The 19,499-nt window shown below is 71.8% G+C and carries 15 protein-coding genes, 1 other RNA gene and 2 pseudogenes; 13 read left to right on the forward strand and 5 right to left on the reverse strand.

Features of this window, described 5'->3' with window-relative positions:
* Positions 1-5: 5 nt before the first annotated feature.
* Positions 6-1,418, reverse strand: coding sequence for an RAD23 family protein (locus M1E25_RS18605; protein ID WP_251417031.1), 1,413 nt, complete (start codon positions 1,416-1,418; stop codon positions 6-8).
* Between the two features lie 243 nt (positions 1,419-1,661).
* Between M1E25_RS18605 and M1E25_RS18610 the strand changes: the two genes are divergently transcribed.
* The 3 genes from M1E25_RS18610 to M1E25_RS18620 are packed head-to-tail and all read left to right on the forward strand — an operon-like array spanning position 1,662 to position 4,513.
* Positions 1,662-2,576, forward strand: a complete 915-nt coding sequence (locus M1E25_RS18610; RefSeq protein ID WP_251417033.1) for a Nif3-like dinuclear metal center hexameric protein — start codon at positions 1,662-1,664, stop codon at positions 2,574-2,576.
* Entirely contained in the window at positions 2,573-3,316 is a 744-nt protein-coding gene (locus tag M1E25_RS18615; protein WP_251417150.1) for a zinc ribbon domain-containing protein, read from the forward strand. Before M1E25_RS18610 ends, M1E25_RS18615 begins: the two co-directional genes overlap by 4 nt.
* Before the next feature lie 3 nt (positions 3,317-3,319).
* Positions 3,320-4,513 carry a bifunctional RNase H/acid phosphatase gene (locus M1E25_RS18620; protein ID WP_251417034.1) on the forward strand — a complete coding sequence of 398 codons (1,194 nt, stop codon included), beginning with the start codon at positions 3,320-3,322 and terminating at the stop codon, positions 4,511-4,513.
* A gap of 77 nt (positions 4,514-4,590) precedes the next feature.
* On the opposite strand, the gene eda is transcribed toward M1E25_RS18620, so the two are convergent.
* Positions 4,591-5,208, reverse strand: coding sequence for a bifunctional 4-hydroxy-2-oxoglutarate aldolase/2-dehydro-3-deoxy-phosphogluconate aldolase (gene eda, locus M1E25_RS18625; RefSeq protein ID WP_251417036.1), 618 nt, complete (start codon positions 5,206-5,208; stop codon positions 4,591-4,593).
* Between the two features lie 82 nt (positions 5,209-5,290).
* Positions 5,291-6,091, reverse strand: coding sequence for a peroxide stress protein YaaA (gene yaaA / locus M1E25_RS18630; RefSeq protein WP_251417038.1), 801 nt, complete (start codon positions 6,089-6,091; stop codon positions 5,291-5,293).
* Between the two features lie 181 nt (positions 6,092-6,272).
* Between yaaA and rnpB the strand changes: the two genes are divergently transcribed.
* From rnpB to M1E25_RS18670, 7 genes and pseudogenes are all read left to right on the forward strand, one after another.
* Positions 6,273-6,673, forward strand: an RNA gene (gene rnpB, locus M1E25_RS18635) — RNase P RNA component class A.
* 196 nt (positions 6,674-6,869) lie between these two features.
* Positions 6,870-7,382, forward strand: a complete 513-nt coding sequence (locus M1E25_RS18640; RefSeq protein WP_372501095.1) for a TetR/AcrR family transcriptional regulator — start codon at positions 6,870-6,872, stop codon at positions 7,380-7,382.
* 47 nt (positions 7,383-7,429) lie between these two features.
* Positions 7,430-8,269, forward strand: a complete 840-nt coding sequence (locus M1E25_RS18645; protein WP_251417042.1) for an MMPL family transporter — start codon at positions 7,430-7,432, stop codon at positions 8,267-8,269.
* Positions 8,270-8,309: 40 nt separating this feature from the next.
* Positions 8,310-8,573, forward strand: a pseudogene (locus tag M1E25_RS18650) (helix-turn-helix domain-containing protein); the annotation flags it as partial.
* A 4-nt stretch (positions 8,574-8,577) separates the two neighbouring features.
* Positions 8,578-10,043 (forward strand): annotated as a pseudogene (locus M1E25_RS26010) (MMPL family transporter); the annotation flags it as partial.
* A 222-nt stretch (positions 10,044-10,265) separates the two neighbouring features.
* A complete protein-coding gene (locus M1E25_RS18665; RefSeq protein ID WP_251417046.1) occupies positions 10,266-11,222 on the forward strand; it encodes a hypothetical protein in 957 nt (318 codons plus the stop codon).
* Positions 11,223-11,581: 359 nt separating this feature from the next.
* The gene (locus M1E25_RS18670) at positions 11,582-12,253 is read left to right on the forward strand and encodes a transcriptional regulator (protein WP_251417048.1); all 672 of its coding nucleotides are present in this window, start codon (positions 11,582-11,584) and stop codon (positions 12,251-12,253) included.
* 99 nt (positions 12,254-12,352) lie between these two features.
* Here the strand turns inward: M1E25_RS18670 and M1E25_RS18675 are convergent, their stop codons facing one another.
* Positions 12,353-13,744, reverse strand: coding sequence for a nucleobase:cation symporter-2 family protein (locus M1E25_RS18675; protein WP_251417050.1), 1,392 nt, complete (start codon positions 13,742-13,744; stop codon positions 12,353-12,355).
* Between the two features lie 547 nt (positions 13,745-14,291).
* Between M1E25_RS18675 and M1E25_RS18680 the strand changes: the two genes are divergently transcribed.
* The 3 genes from M1E25_RS18680 (at position 14,292) to M1E25_RS18690 (ending at position 18,534) form a co-directional block, all read left to right on the forward strand.
* Positions 14,292-15,914, forward strand: a complete 1,623-nt coding sequence (locus M1E25_RS18680; RefSeq protein ID WP_251417053.1) for an alkaline phosphatase D family protein — start codon at positions 14,292-14,294, stop codon at positions 15,912-15,914.
* Positions 15,915-16,055: 141 nt separating this feature from the next.
* On the forward strand, positions 16,056-17,372 hold the full coding sequence (locus tag M1E25_RS18685) for a multidrug effflux MFS transporter (protein ID WP_251417055.1): 1,317 nt from the start codon (positions 16,056-16,058) through the stop codon (positions 17,370-17,372).
* Between the two features lie 118 nt (positions 17,373-17,490).
* A complete protein-coding gene (locus M1E25_RS18690; RefSeq protein WP_251417058.1) occupies positions 17,491-18,534 on the forward strand; it encodes a small ribosomal subunit Rsm22 family protein in 1,044 nt (347 codons plus the stop codon).
* 82 nt (positions 18,535-18,616) lie between these two features.
* Here the strand turns inward: M1E25_RS18690 and ddaH are convergent, their stop codons facing one another.
* Positions 18,617-19,474, reverse strand: a complete 858-nt coding sequence (ddaH, locus tag M1E25_RS18695; RefSeq protein ID WP_372501075.1) for a dimethylargininase — start codon at positions 19,472-19,474, stop codon at positions 18,617-18,619.
* Positions 19,475-19,499: the final 25 nt, after the last annotated feature.

Below are 19,499 nucleotides of genomic sequence, written 5' to 3' on the forward strand. Positions count from 1 at the left end.
GACGCTCAGGAGGCCCGGCGGACCGGGATCAGAGCCCTCTGCAGGGGGACGGGTCCGGTGGCCGGACCCGGAAGCGGGAGGGGCGAACCGGGCCCGGGATCCGAGGGGCCGGGCCCCGTCTCCACCCCCGTCGGCCGGTCGGCGGGAGCGGTGCCGGTGATTGGCGTGGTTCCGGCGGCCGGTGCGCTTCGGGGGGTCGTTGCGGACTCCGGAGCCGTTCCGCTCCCGGGCCCGGCTGCCGGTTCCGGCTCCGGGCCGGTGACGGTTGCGTCGGCACTCGCGTTCGCCTCCGACGGGCCGGTGCCGGGCCCCGGAACCGGGCGGCGGGACCGTTCGTCGGATCCCTCCGGCTCGTGCTGCGACGGCATCATCACGGGCAGGGCCGGGGTCGTGGTGCGGGCCAGCCCGCAGGGCACCTGGAACGTGGCGTACGGCAGGTGCAACTCGCCCTCCCGTGTCCACAGTCCGGCGCCGGTCAGCCAGCCGTCCGGCGCCGGGAACTGGCGCAGCCGCCGGTCGCAGGGCCGCCACACGCCCACCCAGCTGCCGCGGGCGCCGTCGATCCGCAGCGCGACCGCGCACTGCTCGGGCAGCAGTGCCTGTCCGGGCTGCAGGGCGAACGGGGTCACCGCCGCGTCCGGCAGCCGCAGGCACTCCGGGAAGCGGACCGGACGGCTGCTGCCGAGCACACCCCAGCCCATCCGGTCGTGCCCGGGGGCGTCGGAGCGCACGATCAGCAGGCCGCTGTCCGGGTCGGCCATCAGCAGCCGGTCGTTGCTCTTCTCGGTGAGCTGGAGCAGCGGTGTCACCAGCCCACCGCGCCGCAGGTCGACCACGACCGACTTCGTACGGCCGTCGAGTTCCTGGTCCACGGCGAGCAGATCGCCGGTGCGGTCGAGCCGGACGCCCCCGGAACAGCGCCCCGGCAGCCGGGTGATCCGCCGCGGGCCGCCGGAGTCCGTACCGCCGGAGGCGAGCGGTGCCACGAACCGCGGGTCGTGCACCAGCCACAGCTCCGTCGACGTCTCGCCGGGCGCCAGGCCGTACACCCGGGGGTCGTCCGCCGCCTGCGGGACGAGCGTGAACTCCGAACACCCGACGCCGCCGAGAGCGACCTCGCCCGTGCCGTCCCCCGAGGGGTACAGCAGCGCGAAGACGAACTGCTCACCCGCGCGGCGGCGGATCAGCACCCGCCCGTCGGACAGCGGGAGTACGGCGCAGTCCTCGTCCTCGGGCTGGTTGACCGGCAGCGGGACGGCGTACGGCTCCGGGCCGGCGAGCGTCCAGCGCTCCGGGTACCAGCACCCTTCGCCGCCCGGGACCAGGCGGGCCGCGTAGGAACCGTCCGCACCGATCGTGAGCGCGGTCCGGACCGTCCCGCCGCTGCTCGCGGCGGCTTCGATGGCACAAGCAGTCATCCGTGCGTCACCTCCCGGAAACCGAACGTAGTTAATCGCAGATCACGCGCACCAGTGCGACCGGGGTTCCCTTCACACATAAGGGTGTCTGCCGCTCGATTCGGCTGAACTCGGGGCGGTGAGTGTGCTTTGCCCGGTGTTCTCCCGACCCTCCACCGCGCGCGGCCGCCGCACCCGGCCGCAGCGGCCGGCGGCCGACCGCGGCAGAGCTGACCGACCCGTCCGGCAGGTAACCTCTGACCCGTGCCCGCACTGTCTGAAGTCATCGCCGCGCTCGAGGCTCTCTGGCCCCCCGGTCAGGCCGAGCAGTGGGACGCCGTCGGCACCGTCTGTGGTGACACCGGGAACCCCGAGGCCCGGGTGGAGCGCGTCCTCTTCGCCGTCGACCCGGTCCAGGAGGTCGTCGACGAGGCCGTCCGCCTCGGCGCGGACCTCCTCGTCACCCACCACCCGCTCTATCTGCGCGGCACGACGACCGTCGCCGCCTCCACGTTCAAGGGCAGGGTGGTCCACACCCTGATCCGCAACGGCATCGCGCTGCACGTGGCCCACACCAACGCCGACCGCGCCGACCCGGGCGTCTCCGACGCCCTCGCCGGAGCGCTCGGGCTGCGGGTGACCGCCCCGCTCGTCCCCGACACGGACGACCCGGCGGGCCGCCGCGGCCTCGGCCGGATCTGCGAGCTCGACGAACCGGTCACGCTGGCCGCCTTCGCCGAGCGCGCGGCCTCCCGGCTGCCCGCCACCGCCGCCGGGATCCGGGTGGCCGGGGATCCGGAGCGCGAGGTGCGTACGGTCGCCGTCTGCGGCGGCTCCGGCGACAGCCTCTTCGACGTGGTGCGTGCGGCCGGAGCGGACGTGTACGTCACTGCCGACCTGCGGCACCACCCCGCCTCCGAGGCGCAGCAGCAGGCAGCCATGCCCACCGGCGGCGGCCCCGCTCTGCTGGACGCCGCGCACTGGGCCACCGAGTGGCCGTGGACGGAGCAGGCCGCCGCGCAGCTCGACGAGATCTCCGACCGTCACGGCTGGAATCTGCGCACCCACGTCTCCCGCACGGTCACCGACCCCTGGACCGCCCACGTGGCGTCGTCCTCCGCCAACCCTCCCCCGGCCACCGGCGCGGGGGACACCGACACCCCAGGAGCCCCCCGCTGAACGCCGCGCCCGCCGACCAGATCCGACTGCTCGACGTCCAGGCTCTCGACCTCCGTCTCTCGCAGCTCGCGCACAAGCGCAGGAGCCTCCCCGAGCACGCGGAGATCGAGAAGCTCGACGCCGATCTCGCCGAGCTGCGCGACCTGCTGGTCGCCGCACAGACCGAGGAGAGTGACACCGCCCGCGAACAGACCAAGGCGGAACAGGACGTCGACCAGGTGCGCAAGCGCGCCGTCCGTGACCAGGAGCGGCTCGACTCCGGCGCCGTCACCTCCCCGAAGGACCTGGAGAACCTCCAGCACGAGATCGCGTCGCTGGCCAAGCGTCAGGGCGACCTCGAGGACGTCGTCCTCGAGGTGATGGAGCGCCGCGAGTCCGTGCAGGAGCGGGTGCGCGAGCTGTCGGAGCGGGTCGAGGCGGTGGCCGCCAAGTCCGAGGACACCGCGGCCCGTCGGGAGGAGGCGTCCGGCGGTATCGACGCCGAGATCGCCACGGCCACCAAGGAACGTGAGGCCGTCGCGGCCGCCGTGCCCGCCGACCTGATGAAGCTCTACGAGAAGCTGCGCACCCAGCAGGGCGGCGTCGGAGCGGCCCGCCTCTACCAGCGGCGCTGCGAGGGCTGCCGGCTCGAGCTGAACATCACCGAGCTGAACGAGTTGCGTGCCGCGGCCCCGGACGAGGTTGTGCGGTGCGAGAACTGCCGCCGCATCCTGGTCCGTACGCCCGACTCGGGCCTGTAGGCCATGGCCCGCAGCTTCGTCGTCGAGGCTGACGGCGGCTCCCGGGGCAATCCCGGGCCCGCCGGGTACGGGGCCGTCGTCCTGGACGCGACGACCGGCGAAACCCTCGCGGAGGCCGCCGAGTTCATCGGCACAGCGACCAACAACGTGGCCGAGTACCGGGGACTGATCGCCGGACTGCGCGCGGCCCATGCACTGGACCCGCAGGCGTCGGTCCGGGTGCGCATGGACTCCAAGCTGGTCGTCGAGCAGATGTCCGGCCGCTGGAAGATCAAGCACCCCGACATGCGCCCGCTGGCCGCCGAGGCCAAGTCCGTCTTCGCTCCCGGCCGGGTGACCTACGAGTGGATCCCGCGTGAGCGGAACAAGCACGCCGACCGGCTGGCGAACGAGGCGATGGACGCGGGCCGGCGGGGCCGGCAGTGGCGGGCCGCCGATTCGACGGCCGAGCTCGGCGCCGGGGCACGGCCGGTCGGTCGAGCCCCGGCAGCCGGACGCCGGGACGCGACGCCGGAACCCGAGGAGGCGCCCCCGCAGCCGGCCCCCGGCGCCTGGGCGACCTCCGCCGACCTCGGAACACCGACCACCTTCGTCCTGCTGCGGCACGGGGAGACCGAACTCACCGCGCAGAAGCGCTTCTCGGGCAGCGGCGGTGCGGACCCGTCGCTCTCGGCCGCGGGTCACCGGCAGGCGGAGGCCGCCGCTGCGGCGCTCGCCGCGCGCGGCACGGTGCAGGCGGTCGTCAGCTCCCCGCTGCGCCGCTGCCGGGAGACCGCCGACGCGGTCGCGGCCCGGCTCGGCCTGGAGGTCCGGGTCGACGAAGGGCTGCGCGAGACGGACTTCGGGGCCTGGGAGGGCCTCAGCTTCGCCGAGGTCCGCGAACGGTACCCGGACGACCTGAACGCCTGGCTGGGTTCGGCGAAGGCCGCGCCCACCGGCAGCGGCGAGTCCTTCGCGAGCGCGGCCCGGCGGATCGCGCTGTCCCGCGACAAGCTCATCGCCCGGTACGCGGGACGCACGGTGCTGCTGGTCACCCATGTCACCCCGGTCAAGACGCTGGTCCGCCTCGCCCTCGGGGCGCCGCCGGAAGCCCTGTTCCGGATGGACGTCTCGGCGGCCTCGCTCTCGGCGGTGGCTTACTACGGAGACGGCAATGCCTCGCTGCGGCTGCTGAACGACACCGGCCACCTGCGCTGACGGCCGGGCGGCGCGGCCGGGCGGTTGTCGCGGAGGATGCCGGCCCGGCCCCGAGCGGCCCTCCGGCCGGGCGCCGGTCAGCCGCGCAGGGCCGCCGCCTGCGCGGCCAGCCGCTCCACGTGCCCCCAGTCCTTCGCGCGGATCGCGTCCCGGGGGAGCATCCATGTCCCGCCCACACAGCCCACGTTGGGCAGCGCCAGATAGGACGGCGCGGAGCCGGGGCCGATGCCGCCGGTCGGGCAGAAGCGGGCCTGCGGCAGCGGGGCGGACAGGGACGCGAGGTAGGCGGTGCCGCCGGCGGCCTCCGCCGGGAAGAACTTCATCTCGGTCACGCCGCGTTCGAGCAGCGCCACGACCTCCGACACGGTGGAGACCCCCGGCAGGAACGGCAGGCCGGTGCCGCGCATCGCCTGGAGGAGGCCGTCGGTCCAGCCGGGGCTCACCAGGAAGCGTGCCCCCGCGGCGACCGCGGTTCGCACCCCCTCGGCACCGATCACCGTGCCCGCACCGACCACGGCCTCCGGCACCTCCTCGGCGACGGCGCGGATCGCGTCCGGCGCGGCAGGCGTGCGCAGGGTGATCTCGATCGCGGGAAGCCCGCCGGCCACCAGGGCCCGGGCCAGGGGCACGGCGTCGGCGGCGTCCTCCAGCACCACCACGGGGACGACGGGCGCGAGGTCGAGCACAGAGGTCATGCACGCCATCCTCGCCCCGGGCGTGTGCACAGCGCAACGACCGTTGCGCAGCGCGCAACCAGCCCTGACCGGCGGCGGCCCGTCAGTGGATCTCGGTCACCACGACGTCCAGCTGCCAGGGCGTGCCCGCCCTGGCCGGCGGCCGGGACTCCACGGTGTGGCCGAGGTCCCGCAGGGCGGTGACGAGCTCTGGCGGGGACGCCGGTTCCGCGCCCGCTGTCAGCAGGTCGCGGACCAGCCGTCCCTTCGTCGCCTTGTTGAAGTGGCTGACCACCGAACGCTTCTCGACGCCGTCGACGGTCCGCGCATGGAGAACGCGCAGGGTCGCGGTGCGTTCCGCGAGTTCGCCCGCCGGCTTCCACGCGGCGGCGTACGCGGCCGACCGCAGGTCCAGGACCAGGCCGCTGTCGGCCTCCTCGGGCAGCACCCCTGTCATCGGCGCGCGCCAGTACCGTCCGAGTGCGCCGGTCCCCGGCAGCTTCACGCCCATCGAGCAGCGGTAGGCGGGGATCCGGTCGGTGATCCGCAGTGCGCCCCACAGCCCGGAGAAGACGATCAGGGCGGCCTCGGCGCGGGCACGCGCCGAGGCGTCGAGCGAATCGAGGCCCAGCGCGTCGTAGAGGACGCCCGTGTAGATCTCCCCGGCCGGCCGGGCCGGGGCCTCGCGCAGAGTCGCGTTCCGGGCCACCTCGCCGCGCAGGCCCTCGCCGATCCCGAGGACCGCGCGCGCCTTGTCCTCGTCCGCAGCGCACAGCGCCGTCAACTCGTCGAGAACCACCGACCGGTGCTCGGTCAGGCCCGGCAGGGACAGGCGGTCCAGTTGCAGGGCCGCACCCGAGCCGTCCGTGGCTTTCCCCTCGGACGGCGGCAACAGCACGAGCACGGTGTTCTCCTCGGGGTCTGTCTCTCCCGGCGGCTCGGACGACGGCCGCAGGGCGGTGGCGGACGGGGGCGGTCCGGGTGCACCGCCGTGCCGTCCATGGTCCCCGACCGCGAGGGGTGCCCGGCCACCGGGCTCCGGCTGGGAGGGGATCTTCCTGCGGGTACCATGGCCGTACGGCAGACGAGCCGAGCGGGCGGTCGCGTCAGGACTTACGGTCCTGCCGAGGAACGTCCGGGCTCCACAGGGCAGGGTGGTGGGTAACACCCACCCGGGGTGACCCGCGGGACAGTGCCACAGAAAGCAGACCGCCGGGGGCTTCGGTCCCCGGTAAGGGTGAAACGGTGGTGTAAGAGACCACCAGCGTCCGAGGTGACTCGGACGGCTCGGTAAACCCCACCCGGAGCAAGGTCAAGAGGGGCCGCCGCGAGGCGGCCCTGCGCGGATGATCGAGGGCTGCCCGCCCGAGTCCGCGGGTGGACCGCACGAGGCCGGCGGCAACGCCGGTCCCAGATGGATGACCGCCTCCCTGCGGGCCGCGAGGCCCGCCGGAGACAGAACCCGGCGTACAGCTCGACTCGTCTGCCGCCCCGGTTTTGCCCAAGGGCCTCCGACCTGCGTCGGAGGCCCTTCGCCGTTGGCCGTGCCGCCAACACCGGGGTCCGCACCGCCTCTTCCGCCGACTCCCGTGTGGCCGAGGCAACACTGCGGAACCTGACCGGACGGTCAAAGTCTCCGCGCGACGCGTTGCGGCGGGAGATTCTCACCGCCGCCCAGCGCCCTGTTCAGCACGCTCGGGTTCCAGGCGACCTCGCTGCAGATGATCGCCGACGAGGTGTCCTGCTCGAATGCCGCACTGCTCTACCACTTCGAGACCAAGACAGCGATCCTCGACGCCCTGATCGCCAGCCTCAACGACGAACTCGACGACATTCTGCGCGAGTTGGTCACCCCGCCGGAATCCGGCCGCACGGCACGCGTCCTGGAGATGTCCGTCGCGCTGACCATCCGGAACCGCGCCGCACTGGCGATGCTGCGCGGACTCGAGGAACTCGCGGTCATCAGCCCCGCGGTGACGACCGTCCTGGAGCGGATCGAGCAGGCGACGACGATGCTGTTCGGCCCCCACCCCACACCGGCCGACCGCGCCGCGGCCCACATCTTCCGGCACGGGGTGCTGGGCGCCTGCCTGGAGATGCAGGACGTCGGCGACGAACTCGCCGCGGCGCTGCTGGAGATCGGCATGCGCATCTTCCAGGTCGACCCCGCTGAGGTCTCCCGCCCCGGCATCTGAGGCCGTCCGGCCTTTCCGATACCCACCCTCACCCCAGGAGTGCCTCCATGGCCGACCTGCTCTACAGGATCGGGCGCTCCGGATTCCGCCGCCGCGGCCTCGTGACGGCGATCTGGCTGGTCCTGCTCGGCGCGCTGATAGCCGGCGTGGCCGCAGTCGGCAAAGCACCCACCTCCGGTGTCACCATTCCCGGCACCGAGTCCCAGCGGGCGCTGGACGCTTTGGCCCACGAATTCCCCGAGGCCGGCGGGGCGTCCGGAACCGTCGTGGTGCGCGCCCCCGCCGGGGAGAGCCTGCTGGAGCCGGAGAACCGGCGACAGGTCCTGACGACCGTGCGCGAGGCGAACGAACTGCCCGGTGTGCTGGGCGCGATGAGCCCCTACGACACCCGGGCGATCGGCAAGGACGGCCGGTACACGCTGCTGAGCGTGCAGTTCGCCGAGACCGCCGACCGGCTCACCGACCGGGAACGCTCCGCCTACGAGGATCTGGGTGCCGACGCCCCGGAGGGCTGGCGGATCGCCGCGGGCGGGGAGCCGCTGTTCGTCGAGCCGGAGGTCGGATCGACCGAGGGCATCGGTGTCGCGGTGGCGCTGGTCGTCCTCGTGATCACCTTCGGTTCCCTCATGGCCGCGGGCATGACCATGGTCAACGCCCTGGCCGGGGTGGGCGCCGGAATGGCCGGGATCACGATGGTGGGACACACCCTCGACATGTCCGCCACGGCCCCGGTGCCGGCCCTGATGCCGGGGCTGGCCGTCGGCATCGACTACTCGCTGTTCATCCCACACTCCTTGCGTGGATACCCCGTGCTTCAGCTCGGGGAGGAAACGCATCCTTGGCCCGGAGCCGCGAAGCGGCGGAGGCTCGGTGCGTATTCGTTCTGACAGTGGGATCTTCACGAACAGTGCTGATAGTTTGTGAGATGTGAAGACCAAGCCGGTGAAGCGGGCGTTCAAGTACCGCTTCCACCCCACGAACGAGCAGGCGGCGGAGCTGTCGCGCACGTTCGGGTGTGTCCGCAAGGTCTACAACCTGGCGTTGGAAGCACGCACGGTGGCGTGGTTCCAGCGCCAGGAACGGGTGAACTACAACGCCACCTCGGCGATGCTGACGCAATGGAAGACCGAAGAGCCGGCCTTCCTGTCCGAGGTGTCGTCGGTGCCGTTGCAGCAGACACTGCGGCATCTGCCTCTCCCACTACCGCCACAACGTCGCCATCGGCCTCGACCGGGAGGAGGCGGTCGGCCGCGCGCGCCGTCTGAACCGCCGGCTCGGCCGTGGTGTTCGCCGGACTGACGGTGGTGATCGCGCTCGCGGGCCTCGCGATCGTGGGCATCCCCTTCCTGACGGTCATGGGGCTCGCCGCCGCCGGCACGGTGACCATCGCGGTCCTGGTCGCGGTCACCCTGCTCCCGGCACTCCTCGGTTTCGCGGGCGACAAGGTGCTGTCGCGGCGTCAGCGGAAGGCCGATGCCGCGGGGGCGGGCCAGGAGGATCTCGAGGACACCACCACGAACGGAGGTTTCGCCTGGGGCCGTCTGGTGATGCGGGGACGGGTCCCGCTCCTGCTGGCCGGTGTGGCGGTCCTGGCCACTCTGGCCGTTCCCGCGGCCGGTATGCAGCTCGCGCTGCCCGACGACGGAACGGCCCCGGCGGGATCGAGCAAGCGGCAGGCCTACGACCTCGTGTCCGAGGGGTTCGGTGAGGGCTTCAACGGCCGGCTGGTGATGGTCGTCCATGCCGACACCCCGTCGGACGTGCGGACCAGCGTGCAGCGGGCGTCCACCGTCGCGGACAGGGCCGGCGTCCTGGCCGTTGCCCCGCCGCAGACCAGCAAGGACGGCCGGACGGCGTTGGTGGCGGTCGTCCCGCGGTCCGGCCCCAGCGACCCGGAGACGTTCGACCTGGTGCGCGATCTGCGCGACGACCTGGCTCCGGTCGAGCGTGCCACCGGAACCGGGATCTCGCTGACCGGAGTCACGGCGGTCGGCGTCGACGTCTCGGACAAAACTGCGTGCCGCGCTTCCGGTCTACCTCCTCGTGGTTGTCGGGCTGAGCTTCGTGCTGCTCATGCTGGTGTTCCGATCGGTCCTGGTGCCGCTCAAGGCGACCGCCGGATTCCTGCTCAGCCTGGGTGCGACGTTCGGCGCGACCGTGGCCGTCTTCCAGTGGGGATGGCTGTCGCACCTGGTCGGCGTCGACACCGCGGGTCCGCTGGTCAGCTTCCTGCCGATCCTGCTGATCGGCATCCTGTTCGGGCTGGCGATGGACTACGAGGTGTTCCTGGTCTCCCGGATGCGCGAGGACTTCGTCCACGGCGAGACGGCGGCGGATGCCGTCGTGTCCGGGGTGGGCCACTGCGCCCGGGTCGTGGTCGCCGCAGCCCTCATCATGATCTCGGTGTTCGCCGGGTTCGTCCTCGTGGAGGACTCGGTGGTGAAGTCGATGGGCTTCGCCCTGGCGTTCGGCGTGCTCGTCGACGCGTTCGTGGTCCGTCTGACGCTGGTCCCGGCGGTGATGTCCTTCCTCGGCGAGAGGGCCTGGTCGTTGCCCCGATGGCTGGACCGGGCACTGCCGAACGTCGACATCGAGGGCGAGGGCCTGCGGACCCGTGAGCCCGCGGCTGCCGCTCCGAGGGAGGCGGAGTCCGTCCGCTGAGCCGCTGTCCGTGCGGGGTTCCGGCCGGAGGCGGTCCGCGTGACGTGCCCGGTCGGGGGTCCTGATCCTGTCGGGGGCCGGCCCTCGTGGCCGGTCCCGGCTGTCGGACGACGCCCCCGGCCGGGGGCGGGATGCCGGTTCTCCCGGGAATTCGCAGGCGAACTCCTGACACCGCACCACAACCCCTCCAGGATATGGACGTCCCCCAGATTGGAGATGTCCATGTCACGCTGGAGACCGGCTCTCGCCGTCATTCCCGCCGCGGCCCTCGCCGTCACCGCGCTGTTCGTCGCTCCCGCCCCGGCCCAGGCCGCCCCCGGCGACGCCGAACTCGCCTACCGCTGGGCCCCGGTCCACTACCAGGACACGTCCTCGTCCTACTACACGGCCGACTACCTCTCGACGGTCGACTACGACGGCGACTGGAACGCACGCAACAACTGGGACAACCTGGACGCCGACGCCGGACGGCTGACCGGCGCGGTGTACTACTCGGTGGCCGAGACCGGAACCCACTGGTACCTGACCTACGCCTTCTTCCACCCCCGCGACTGGAAGGACTACCCGGTCAACGCGTTCTCCCACGAGAACGACATGGAGGGGCAACTGGAGGTGGTCCGCAAGGACGGCAGCCAGTACGGGAGCCTGGAGGCCGTGGTGACCCTCGCCCACAACAACTTCTACTCCTACGTGCCGCCCGGCAGTCCGTTCACCGACGGCCGCGAGAACATCGACGGCACCCTCGTCATGCAGAGCTTCGACGGCGCGCCCCACCCCACCAGCTTCCAGGAGGCCCGCGGCCACGGCGCCTACGCCTGGGACGGCGGCTCCTTCCCGGGCGGGGACGGCATCGTCTACCACCCCAGCCGCGGTGCGGGCTTCGTCCCGTCCGGCGGCAACGACCGTGCCGCCTCGTACGGTCTCGTCGACCTGACGGCGGCCGGAAGCCTGTGGGAGCGGCGCAACAACCCCGAGACCTACGCCTCCTACGGGGCCTTCTCGGGGGACAACGGCAAGGACAACGCCGCGCACGCGCCGTGGGCCTGGGACGACTCCGACGACGGTGACGACCTCCAGGCCGGAGTGATCGCCACCGACCCCGCCTATCTCGTGTCGCAGTATTTCGGGAACACGGGTAACTTTTCGCTTGCCTACCTCAGGAATCCGTACGGGTTCTGAGGGCAGGAGGCTCCTGCGCAGCCCCGGTCCGGTGTTCGCCGGACCGGGGCTGCCGGAAGGTCTCGGGAAGTTATGAGGAAGACCGTGGCGGAAACGGGACAGATGATCGGCATATGCCAATCGGGCGGCGGAAAATCCATCGCCGGAGTTCCGGTGCATGAACAATGTTCAACTCCGTTGGATCATGCTGCGATTGGCAATTCCTACGACTCCTTCATCTGTTAATCTGCCATCCCCTGGACGATCCTCCATCAGCCACTCTTCCGAACACCCCGACGACTCTGTGGGTGCAGTGAGGTGTCTTACCGGTGTACAGACCTCCGTTTTCCCCTGCCGAGCTGAAAGCGGCACGCGACAGAATGGGGTTGACGCCCTACCAAGTGGCTCAGTCCATGGCGACGTGCGGGGTGCCTGTCCACCCCGATTTCATCGACGCGTGGGAGTCCGGTTCCCACATCCCTGCCGAAACCGAACTGTTTGCGCTGGCGGACGTGCTCTGGTGTCCGGTGGCGACCTTGATGGGCCTGGAACCGCAGACGCTCAGGGAACTCCGTCTCGCTCGCCAACTCACCGCCGAGCGACTCGCGTTGAGGATCGGCATGGACCTCGACGTTTACACATACGCGGAGGAGAACGAAACCTGGGACGGCGACTACCGGCAGACCCGGGCGCTGGCCGACGCCCTGGGCCTGACCCTGCGCCAACTCGTCTCCGTCATCGGCCAGTCCGACGAACTGGGCGGCCTCCTTCGATCGGCGATCGAAGGCCGCTGGAAGGCGTACGTCGGACCGGTCTCGCAGATCGTCACGGTCAACGAGACCCGGGTGAGCGACGTCCTGCGAGCCCTGCACGCCGAGTACTCGGATTTCTCCGAGCGCTACATGGGCCATCTCGTGGCCCGCAACGACGACGCCCGCCTGCGGGAGATAGCCGCCGAGCGGTCCGCGTTCCTGCGCAACCTCGTCGACCACTTCTGGGAGCTCGTGGGCGAGGCCGGCGAGGCCGCGCCGTTCTCCTCGCACACCCGGTGACGGGGCGCCCGGTCAGCCGGGCCGGGACCTGTCGAACGACGGGCGGGCCGGGGCATGTCGCCCCGGCCCGCCCGTCGTTCCGGCCTCCCGGCCGCGGCGTCAGCTCGCAGGAGCCGGCGCCTCCTGCTCCTCCACCTTGTCCCAGTCGATGTCCACGGTCTCGCGGCGGCCGAGCACGTTGAAGAACAGGTTCAGCACGATGGCCGTGAGGCTGCCCAGCGTGATTCCACTGTCCAGGACGGCCCGGACGTCGTCCGGCATCCGCTCGAAGAACGGCGTCACAGTCGTCGGCAGCAGGGCGGCACCCAGGCTGACCGCGAGGATGAGGGCGTTCCGCTCGTCGCGGAGGTCCGCCTTGCCCAGGATCTGGATGCCGACCGAGGCGACCATGCCGAACATGGCGACGGCCGCGCCGCCGAGCACCGGGCCCGGGATGGCGGCGACGACGGTCCCCGCCTTGGGCAGCAGGCCCAGAATGATCATGATGACACCGGCGGCGACCACGATGTAGCGGCTCATCACCCGGGACATCCGCACCAGACCGATGTTCTGGCTGAACCCGACGTAGGGGAACGAGTTCAGGACACCGCCCATGACGGTCGTGAGACCGTCGGCCCGCAGGGCGGCCGCGACCCTCTCGTTGTCGACCTTCTTGCCCGTGACCTCGCCGATGGCGTAGACGTCACCGGTGGACTCCACCATGGTGATCATCATGACGATCATCATGGCGATGATCGGGAAGATCTCGAACCTCGGCAAGCCGTAGTGGAACGGGGTGCTGATGCCGAACCAGGCGGCCTCGCTGACTCCGCCGAGGTCCACGTCGCCCAGGAACCAGGCGACCACGGTGCCGAGGACGAGGCCGAGCAGAACCGCGATGCTGCGCACCGCCGGCTTGCCGATCTTGACGACGAGAAGGATGAAGAGCAGGGTGCCGAGGGCGTAAGCCAGGTTCTTCGGGTCGCCGAACTCCGGCTTGCCCTTCAGGTGTGCGCCGCCCGCCGCGTCGGTCAGGCCCACGGGAATGAGCACGAGGCCGATGATCGTCAGGATGGTTCCGATGACGATCGGCGGGAAGTACTTGAGCAGCCTGCTGAAGAACGGCGCGAACAGGAACGTGGCGATGCCCGCTGTGATGACGGAGCCGTAGACGACCAGCAGACCGGCCGTCCCCCCGCCCGCGCCCAGCGCGATGGCGATCATGGGGGAGACTGCGGTGAAGGTCACGCCCTGCACCAGCGGCAGTCGCGCGCCGATCTTCCATATGCCCCACGCCTGGATGATCGAGGCGACGCCGCAGGTGAGCAGGTCCGCATTGATCAGGTAGACGAGTTCCTCGCGGGAGAGGCCAATGGCGTTTCCGAGAATGATCGGTACGACCACCGCGCCCGCGTAGAACGCGAGGACGTGCTGGAATCCGTAGAGGGACAGCTTCGGCAGTGGAAGCACTTCGTCCACTGGGTGTGTTGTCTTTGTAGCGTCTCGGGCCATCTCTGCCTTGCCTTACGAGGTAGGTGAATGAGAGGAAGCCGCCGGCCGTGCCACGCCCCGGGCGGGGGCGCGGTGGCGGTGGCGGCCACAGGCCTCGTCCCCGGGGAGTTCGAGGGAAGCCGTCCTGCCGTGCACGAGCGACCCGGATGTTTCGGGCCCTTCGCTGGACCACCCACCGCACCACAGGTGTTCGGCGTCCCGCGGATTGCTGGGCTGATCGGAGGCAAACCCTAGAGGAACAGCGCTTTCCCCGCGAGCATTCGAAGCCATATCCCGATCTCGGTCGGGCAACTCCGTGCGCGGCCCGGCGAATTCGTGCCCGGGATCCCGGGAAAAAGATGTCGATCCCGTACTGGTCCCTGATCACCCGCTGTGGGACGAAAGATGGTGGGGCGTCAGTGAAAATGCGTTCTTCGGCATCGGAGAGCCACAGGTCCGACCGTCACGAAATCTCCGCACGCCCGCCGTGTCCGTGTTGTACCGGTGACAGCGGGCCGACCTTCCCGGACGCTCGGATGTGCTCAACATTCGTCAAGGGGAGGGCCAGATGACGTTCGCATTCCACGAGCGCGAGATGAGAGCCGCGGCCGCACACCTCGGCCGGCGGGGATTCCTCACCGCCACCGCAGCCGCCTCAGCACTCGCCTTCGTCACCGCCGTGCCGGGCACGGCCCGTGCGGCGGCAGGTGACGACCGTATCCTCAGGACCGAGCCGTTCACCCTCGGAGTCGCCTCCGGGGACCCGCTGCCCGGCGGGATCGTGCTGTGGACCAGACTCGCGCCCCACCCGTACGAACCCGACGGCGGCCTGCCCGGCGTCCGCATCCCCGTCCACTGGGAGATCGCCCACGACGAGCGGTTCCGGCGGATCGCAGCCCGCGGACTCGCCACGGCGCACCCCGAGTTCCACCACACCGTGCACGTCGAGGCGGACGGACTGGACCACGACCGCGTCTACCACTACCGCTTCCGTGCGGGTCACTGGATCAGCCCCGTCGGGCGAACCCGCACCGCCCCCGCCCACGACGCCCGCCTGACCGGGCTGCGCCTCGGCGTCGTCTCCTGCCAGGCGTACCACGACGGGTACTTCACCGCCTACCGCCATCTCGCGGACGAGGACCTGGACGCCGTGCTCCACGTCGGCGACTACCTCTACGAATACGCCGTCGACGCGGCCGGCGGCGCCCGCAGGTACACCGACCGTGTCCTGCCCGCGCACTTCGCCCGGGAGACGGTCACCCTCGACGACTACCGGATGCGCTACGCGCTCTACAAGAGCGACCCGGACCTGATGGCCGCGCACGCTGCGCACCCGTTCGTCGCGACCTGGGACGACCACGAGCTCGAGAACAACTACGCCGGAGCCGTCCCTCAGGACGGCTCTTCGCCGGAGGAGTTCCTCGTCCGCCGCGCCGCCGCCTACCGCGCCTACTGGGAGAACCAGCCGCTGCGCCGCCCGCAGCGGCCCCGGGGCCCCGACGCCCGGCTGTACCGGCGCCTGCGGTACGGCCGGCTCGCCCAGTTCGATGTGCTCGACACCCGCCAGTACCGCTCGGACCAGGCGTACGGCGGTGTCTGGCACGCCCCGGGGCCGGAGTCCGAGGATCCCGCCCGCACCATGGCGGGCGCCGCGCAGGAGCGCTGGCTCGTCGACGGCTGGCGTTCCTCGCAGGCCCTCTGGAACGTCGTTCCGCAGCAGGTCACCTTCTCCCGGCGGCGCAGCACCACCGCGGAGACCTACAAGTTGAGCATGGACGCCTGGGACGGCTACCCCGCGGCTCGTGACCGGCTGCTGGACGGCGCCCGGGACGCCGGAGTGGAGAACCTGGTCGTCCTGACCGGCGACGTGCACGTCGGCTACGGCATGGACATCAAACGGGACTTCACCGACCCGGACTCGCCCACCGTCGGCACCGAGTTCGTCACCACCTCGGTGACCAGCGGCAAGGACGGCGTCGACAAGCCGGCCAACTGGGAGAAGTACATGGCTGCCAATCCGCACATGAAGTTCTACAACGGCCGCCGCGGGTATCTGCGGCTCACGCTCGACCGGGAGAAGACCCGAGCGGACTACCGCACGCTCTCCGCGGTCACCACGCCCGGGGCGCCCGTCACCACCGCCGCGTCCTTCGTCACGGAGGCGGGGAACCCCGGGCTGCAGCCCGCCTGAACACCGGCCGCACACCGCGGCACCGCCCGCGGCCGGCGGACCTTCGGGCCCGCCGGCCTGGGGGGCGGTCCGCGGTCCCGACGACCGCGGATTGCTGAGAGCATGGGCAGTCGGTGCCCAGCGACCACACGAAGGAGAGCGATGGGGGAGCCCGTCCCGACCAGCCCCGGAACCGAATCCGTGCCCGCCCGGCACTCATGGGGCGAACCGCCCGCCCGTTACCCGGCGGTTCCGGCCCCTCCGGCCGACTCCGGGCAGCGTCGCGCGAGCCTGCTGGTCACGCTGATCCTCGGTGCACTGACCGCCCTCCCCCCGCTCTCGATGGACATGTACCTGCCCGCGCTGCCCCAGGTCACCGGGGCACTGAACAGCCCGGCCGCGACCGTGCAGCTGACGCTCACCGCGTGCCTGGCCGGCATGGCACTCGGACAGCTGGTGGTCGGGCCGCTGAGCGACCGCTGGGGCCGGCGGCGCCCCCTTCTGGCGGGCCTGGCCGTCTACGTGCTCGCCACCGCCGTCTGCGCACTGGCACCGACCGTCGAACTGCTCATCGCCTTCCGGCTGTTGCAGGGCCTGGCCGGTGCGGCGGGCATCGTCATCGCCCGCGCCGTCGTCCGGGACCTCTACGACGGCCTCGCCATGGCGCGCTTCTTCTCCACGCTCATGCTGATCTCCGGGACGGCGCCGATCATCGCGCCGGTCGTCGGCGGGCAGGTCATGCGGATCACCGACTGGCGGGGCGTCTTCGTCGTCCTCACCGGGATCGGCGTGCTCCTCACCCTCGTCGTGTGGCGGCTGCTGGACGAGACCCTCCCCCAGCACCGGCGCCACTCCGGTGGACTCCGGGCCACGCTGCGTACGGTGCGCGGGCTCCTCGGTGACCGGGTCTTCACCGGCTACACCCTCACCGGCAGCTTCGCCTTCGCGGCGCTCTTCGCCTACGTCGCGGCCTCCTCGTTCGTCGTCCAGGAGATCTTCGGCGCCTCGCCCCAGACGTTCAGCCTCCTGTTCGGTCTCAACTCGATCGGCCTCATCGGGGTCGGCCAGCTGAACGGGCGGGTCCTCGTCGGCCGGGTCAGCCTCGACAAGGTGCTCGCGGTGGGCCTGGCCGTCGTCATCGCCGCGGCAACGGCCCTGCTGCTGATGACGACGGGGGTGTTCGGGCCGGTCGGCCTGGCTCCGGTGGCCGCCGGGCTGTTCGTGCTGATGTCGGCCATGGGCGTCACCCTGCCCAACACCAATGCCCAGGCCCTGATGCGCACTCCGCACGCCGCCGGTTCGGCGTCGGCCCTGCTGGGCACGTCCTCGTTCCTCGTCGGGGCGATCGCCTCACCGCTCGTGGGCATCGCGGGGGAGCGGACCGCTGTGCCGATGGCCGTGGTGCAGCTGGTGTGCGCGGTGGCCGCCGCCGGTTGCTTCCTGGGTCTGTGCCGGCCCGGGCACCGGCGCGGGGCCTGACCGGGCTGCGGACCTCGCGAGCGTCCGGGCAGGCCGACCGGCCCGGACGCCCGCAGCGGCCGTCCCCCCATCGGCCGTGTGAACAACGCCCCAGGCCGGTACACCTAGAATCGGGGCGGTGCACACCCCCGACACCGGCGGCACCGCCCCTGCCCTGCCCGTCCGCGACGCGCTCCGCACTGCCCTGGCCGGTCTGCTCGACGGGCTCCCGCCACGGCAGGCCGTTCAGGCCGTCGACCGGCTGATCGCCAACTACCGCGGCACCACCCCCACGGACGCTCCCGTGCTGCGCGACCGCGCCGACGCGGTCGCCTACGCCGCCTACCGCATGCCCGCGACGTTCGAGGCCGTCCGCTCCGCGCTCGCCGCCTTCCGCGCCGCCGAGCCCGACCGGGTCCCTGCGGCTCACGTGGACCTCGGAGGGGGGACCGGCGCCGCGAGCTGGGCGGTCGCCGACGCCTGGCCCGCCGGGAAGCACACCACCACCGTGCTGGACTGGGCCGAGCCGGCCCTCGGCCTCGGCCGGGAACTCGCCGTCCGTTCCGGCCCCGCTCCGCTGCGCGACGCCCGCTGGCAGCGGCAGGCCCTCGGGGCCGGGACGGCACTGCCGGAGGGATGCGACCTGGTGACCCTCTGCTACGTGCTGGGAGAGCTGACGGAGCCCGCCCGCCACGCGGTGGTGGACGCGGCAGCCGCCACGGCGGAGGTCGTCCTGGTCGTCGAACCCGGCACCCCGGAGGGCTACCTGCGGGTCATCGCCGCCCGGGACCGGCTGATCGGGGCCGGGTTCCGGATCGCGGCGCCCTGCCCGCACAGCCGGGCGTGTCCCATCGAGCCGGGCTCCGACTGGTGCCACTTCGCTGCCCGCGTCAACCGGTCCTCGCTCCACCGGCAGGTCAAGGGCGGTTCGCTGCCGTACGAGGACGAGAAGTTCAGCTACGTCGCCGCGGTGCGGTCCGCCGCGCACGAGGACGCACAGCCCGGTCCGCGGGCGCGGGTCGTGCGGCGTCCCCAGTTGCGCAAGGGCCAGGTACTGCTCGACCTGTGCCTGCCGGAGCAGGGGCTGGGCCGGGAGACCGTCACCAAGCGCCGGGGCGCCCTGTACCGCGCCGCCCGCGACACGGAGTGGGGCGCGGCCTGGCCGCCGCCGGACCAGGACTGAGCGCGGGCAGGAAGAGGCTGCGACCGGCGGGACCGGAGCCGGTCGCAGCACGCGCCGGCCCGTTCCGGGGCCGGCCGGACCGTCAGACGGCGTCCCGCAGTTCCTGGGTGCAGCACTTGACGCTGCCGCCGCCCTTGAGGAGCTCGGAGAGGTCGATGCCGATCGGCTCGTACCCGCGCTCGCGCAGCGGCTCGAACAGGCCGACGGCGGCCTGCGGCAGAAGCACGTGCAGGCCGTCGGAGACCGCGTTGAGGCCGAGAGCCCCGGCATCCGGCTCCTCGGCGAGGACCGCGTCCGGGAAGAGCCGCTCCAGGACCGCCCGGCTGCCGGGCGAGAACGCGGGCGGGTAGTACATGATCTCGTCGCCGCCGAGCACGCACAGCGCGGTGTCGAGGTGGTAGTAGCGCGGGTCGACCAGGTTGAGGCCGATGACCGGCCGCCCGAAGAACTCCTGCGCCTCGTTGTGCGAGAGCGGGCTGCTGCGGAAGCCCCGTCCCGCGAGCAGCCAGGAGCCGGTGACGGCGAAGTCGCCCTCGCCCTCGTTGATGTGCTCCGGCTCGTGCACCTCGGTGTACCCGTGGGAACGGAACCAGGCCAGGTGGGCGGCGGCTTCCGCATGCCGTTCGGGATGCGCGAAGCGGGCCCCGAGGACTCGTCCGTCGACGACCGTCGCGCCGTTCGCGGCGTACACCATGTCCGGCAGTCCGGGGTCCGGCTCGAGTTCCTCGACGGTGTGGCCGAGGGACGTGTAGCGGTCCCGGAGGTCCTCCCACTGGGTGACCGCTAGCCGCAGGTCCACCGGCTTGGTGGGGTCCATCCAGGGGTTGATGGAGTACGTGACCTTGAAGTGTGCCGGTGGGCACATCAGGTACCGGCGGGCTGTGTACAAAGAGGGCTCCTCGCTGTGGTGGTCGGACCGTGCGGAGCGTTGCGAGCACATGGTCCATCAAGGGAGGCGCCCGCGC

The sequence above is a fragment of the Streptomyces meridianus genome (genome assembly GCF_023703325.1).
Classification (GTDB): domain Bacteria; phylum Actinomycetota; class Actinomycetes; order Streptomycetales; family Streptomycetaceae; genus Streptomyces; species Streptomyces meridianus.

Excerpts from the sequence above, each read along its gene's own strand:
- M1E25_RS18665 (WP_251417046.1), top strand. The coding sequence starts at position 10,266 with ATGTCACGCTGGAGACCGGCTCTCGCCGTCATTCCCGCCGCGGCCCTC.
- M1E25_RS18680 (WP_251417053.1), top strand. The coding sequence starts at position 14,292 with ATGACGTTCGCATTCCACGAGCGCGAGATGAGAGCCGCGGCCGCACAC.
- M1E25_RS18605 (WP_251417031.1), bottom strand. The coding sequence starts at position 1,418 with ATGACTGCTTGTGCCATCGAAGCCGCCGCGAGCAGCGGCGGGACGGTC.
- M1E25_RS18620 (WP_251417034.1), top strand. The coding sequence starts at position 3,320 with ATGGCCCGCAGCTTCGTCGTCGAGGCTGACGGCGGCTCCCGGGGCAAT.
- M1E25_RS18645 (WP_251417042.1), top strand. The coding sequence starts at position 7,430 with ATGGCCGACCTGCTCTACAGGATCGGGCGCTCCGGATTCCGCCGCCGC.
- eda (WP_251417036.1), bottom strand. The coding sequence starts at position 5,208 with ATGACCTCTGTGCTCGACCTCGCGCCCGTCGTCCCCGTGGTGGTGCTG.
- M1E25_RS18685 (WP_251417055.1), top strand. The coding sequence starts at position 16,056 with ATGGGGGAGCCCGTCCCGACCAGCCCCGGAACCGAATCCGTGCCCGCC.
- M1E25_RS18670 (WP_251417048.1), top strand. The coding sequence starts at position 11,582 with ATGGGGTTGACGCCCTACCAAGTGGCTCAGTCCATGGCGACGTGCGGG.
- M1E25_RS18675 (WP_251417050.1), bottom strand. The coding sequence starts at position 13,744 with ATGGCCCGAGACGCTACAAAGACAACACACCCAGTGGACGAAGTGCTT.
- ddaH (WP_372501075.1), bottom strand. The coding sequence starts at position 19,474 with ATGTGCTCGCAACGCTCCGCACGGTCCGACCACCACAGCGAGGAGCCC.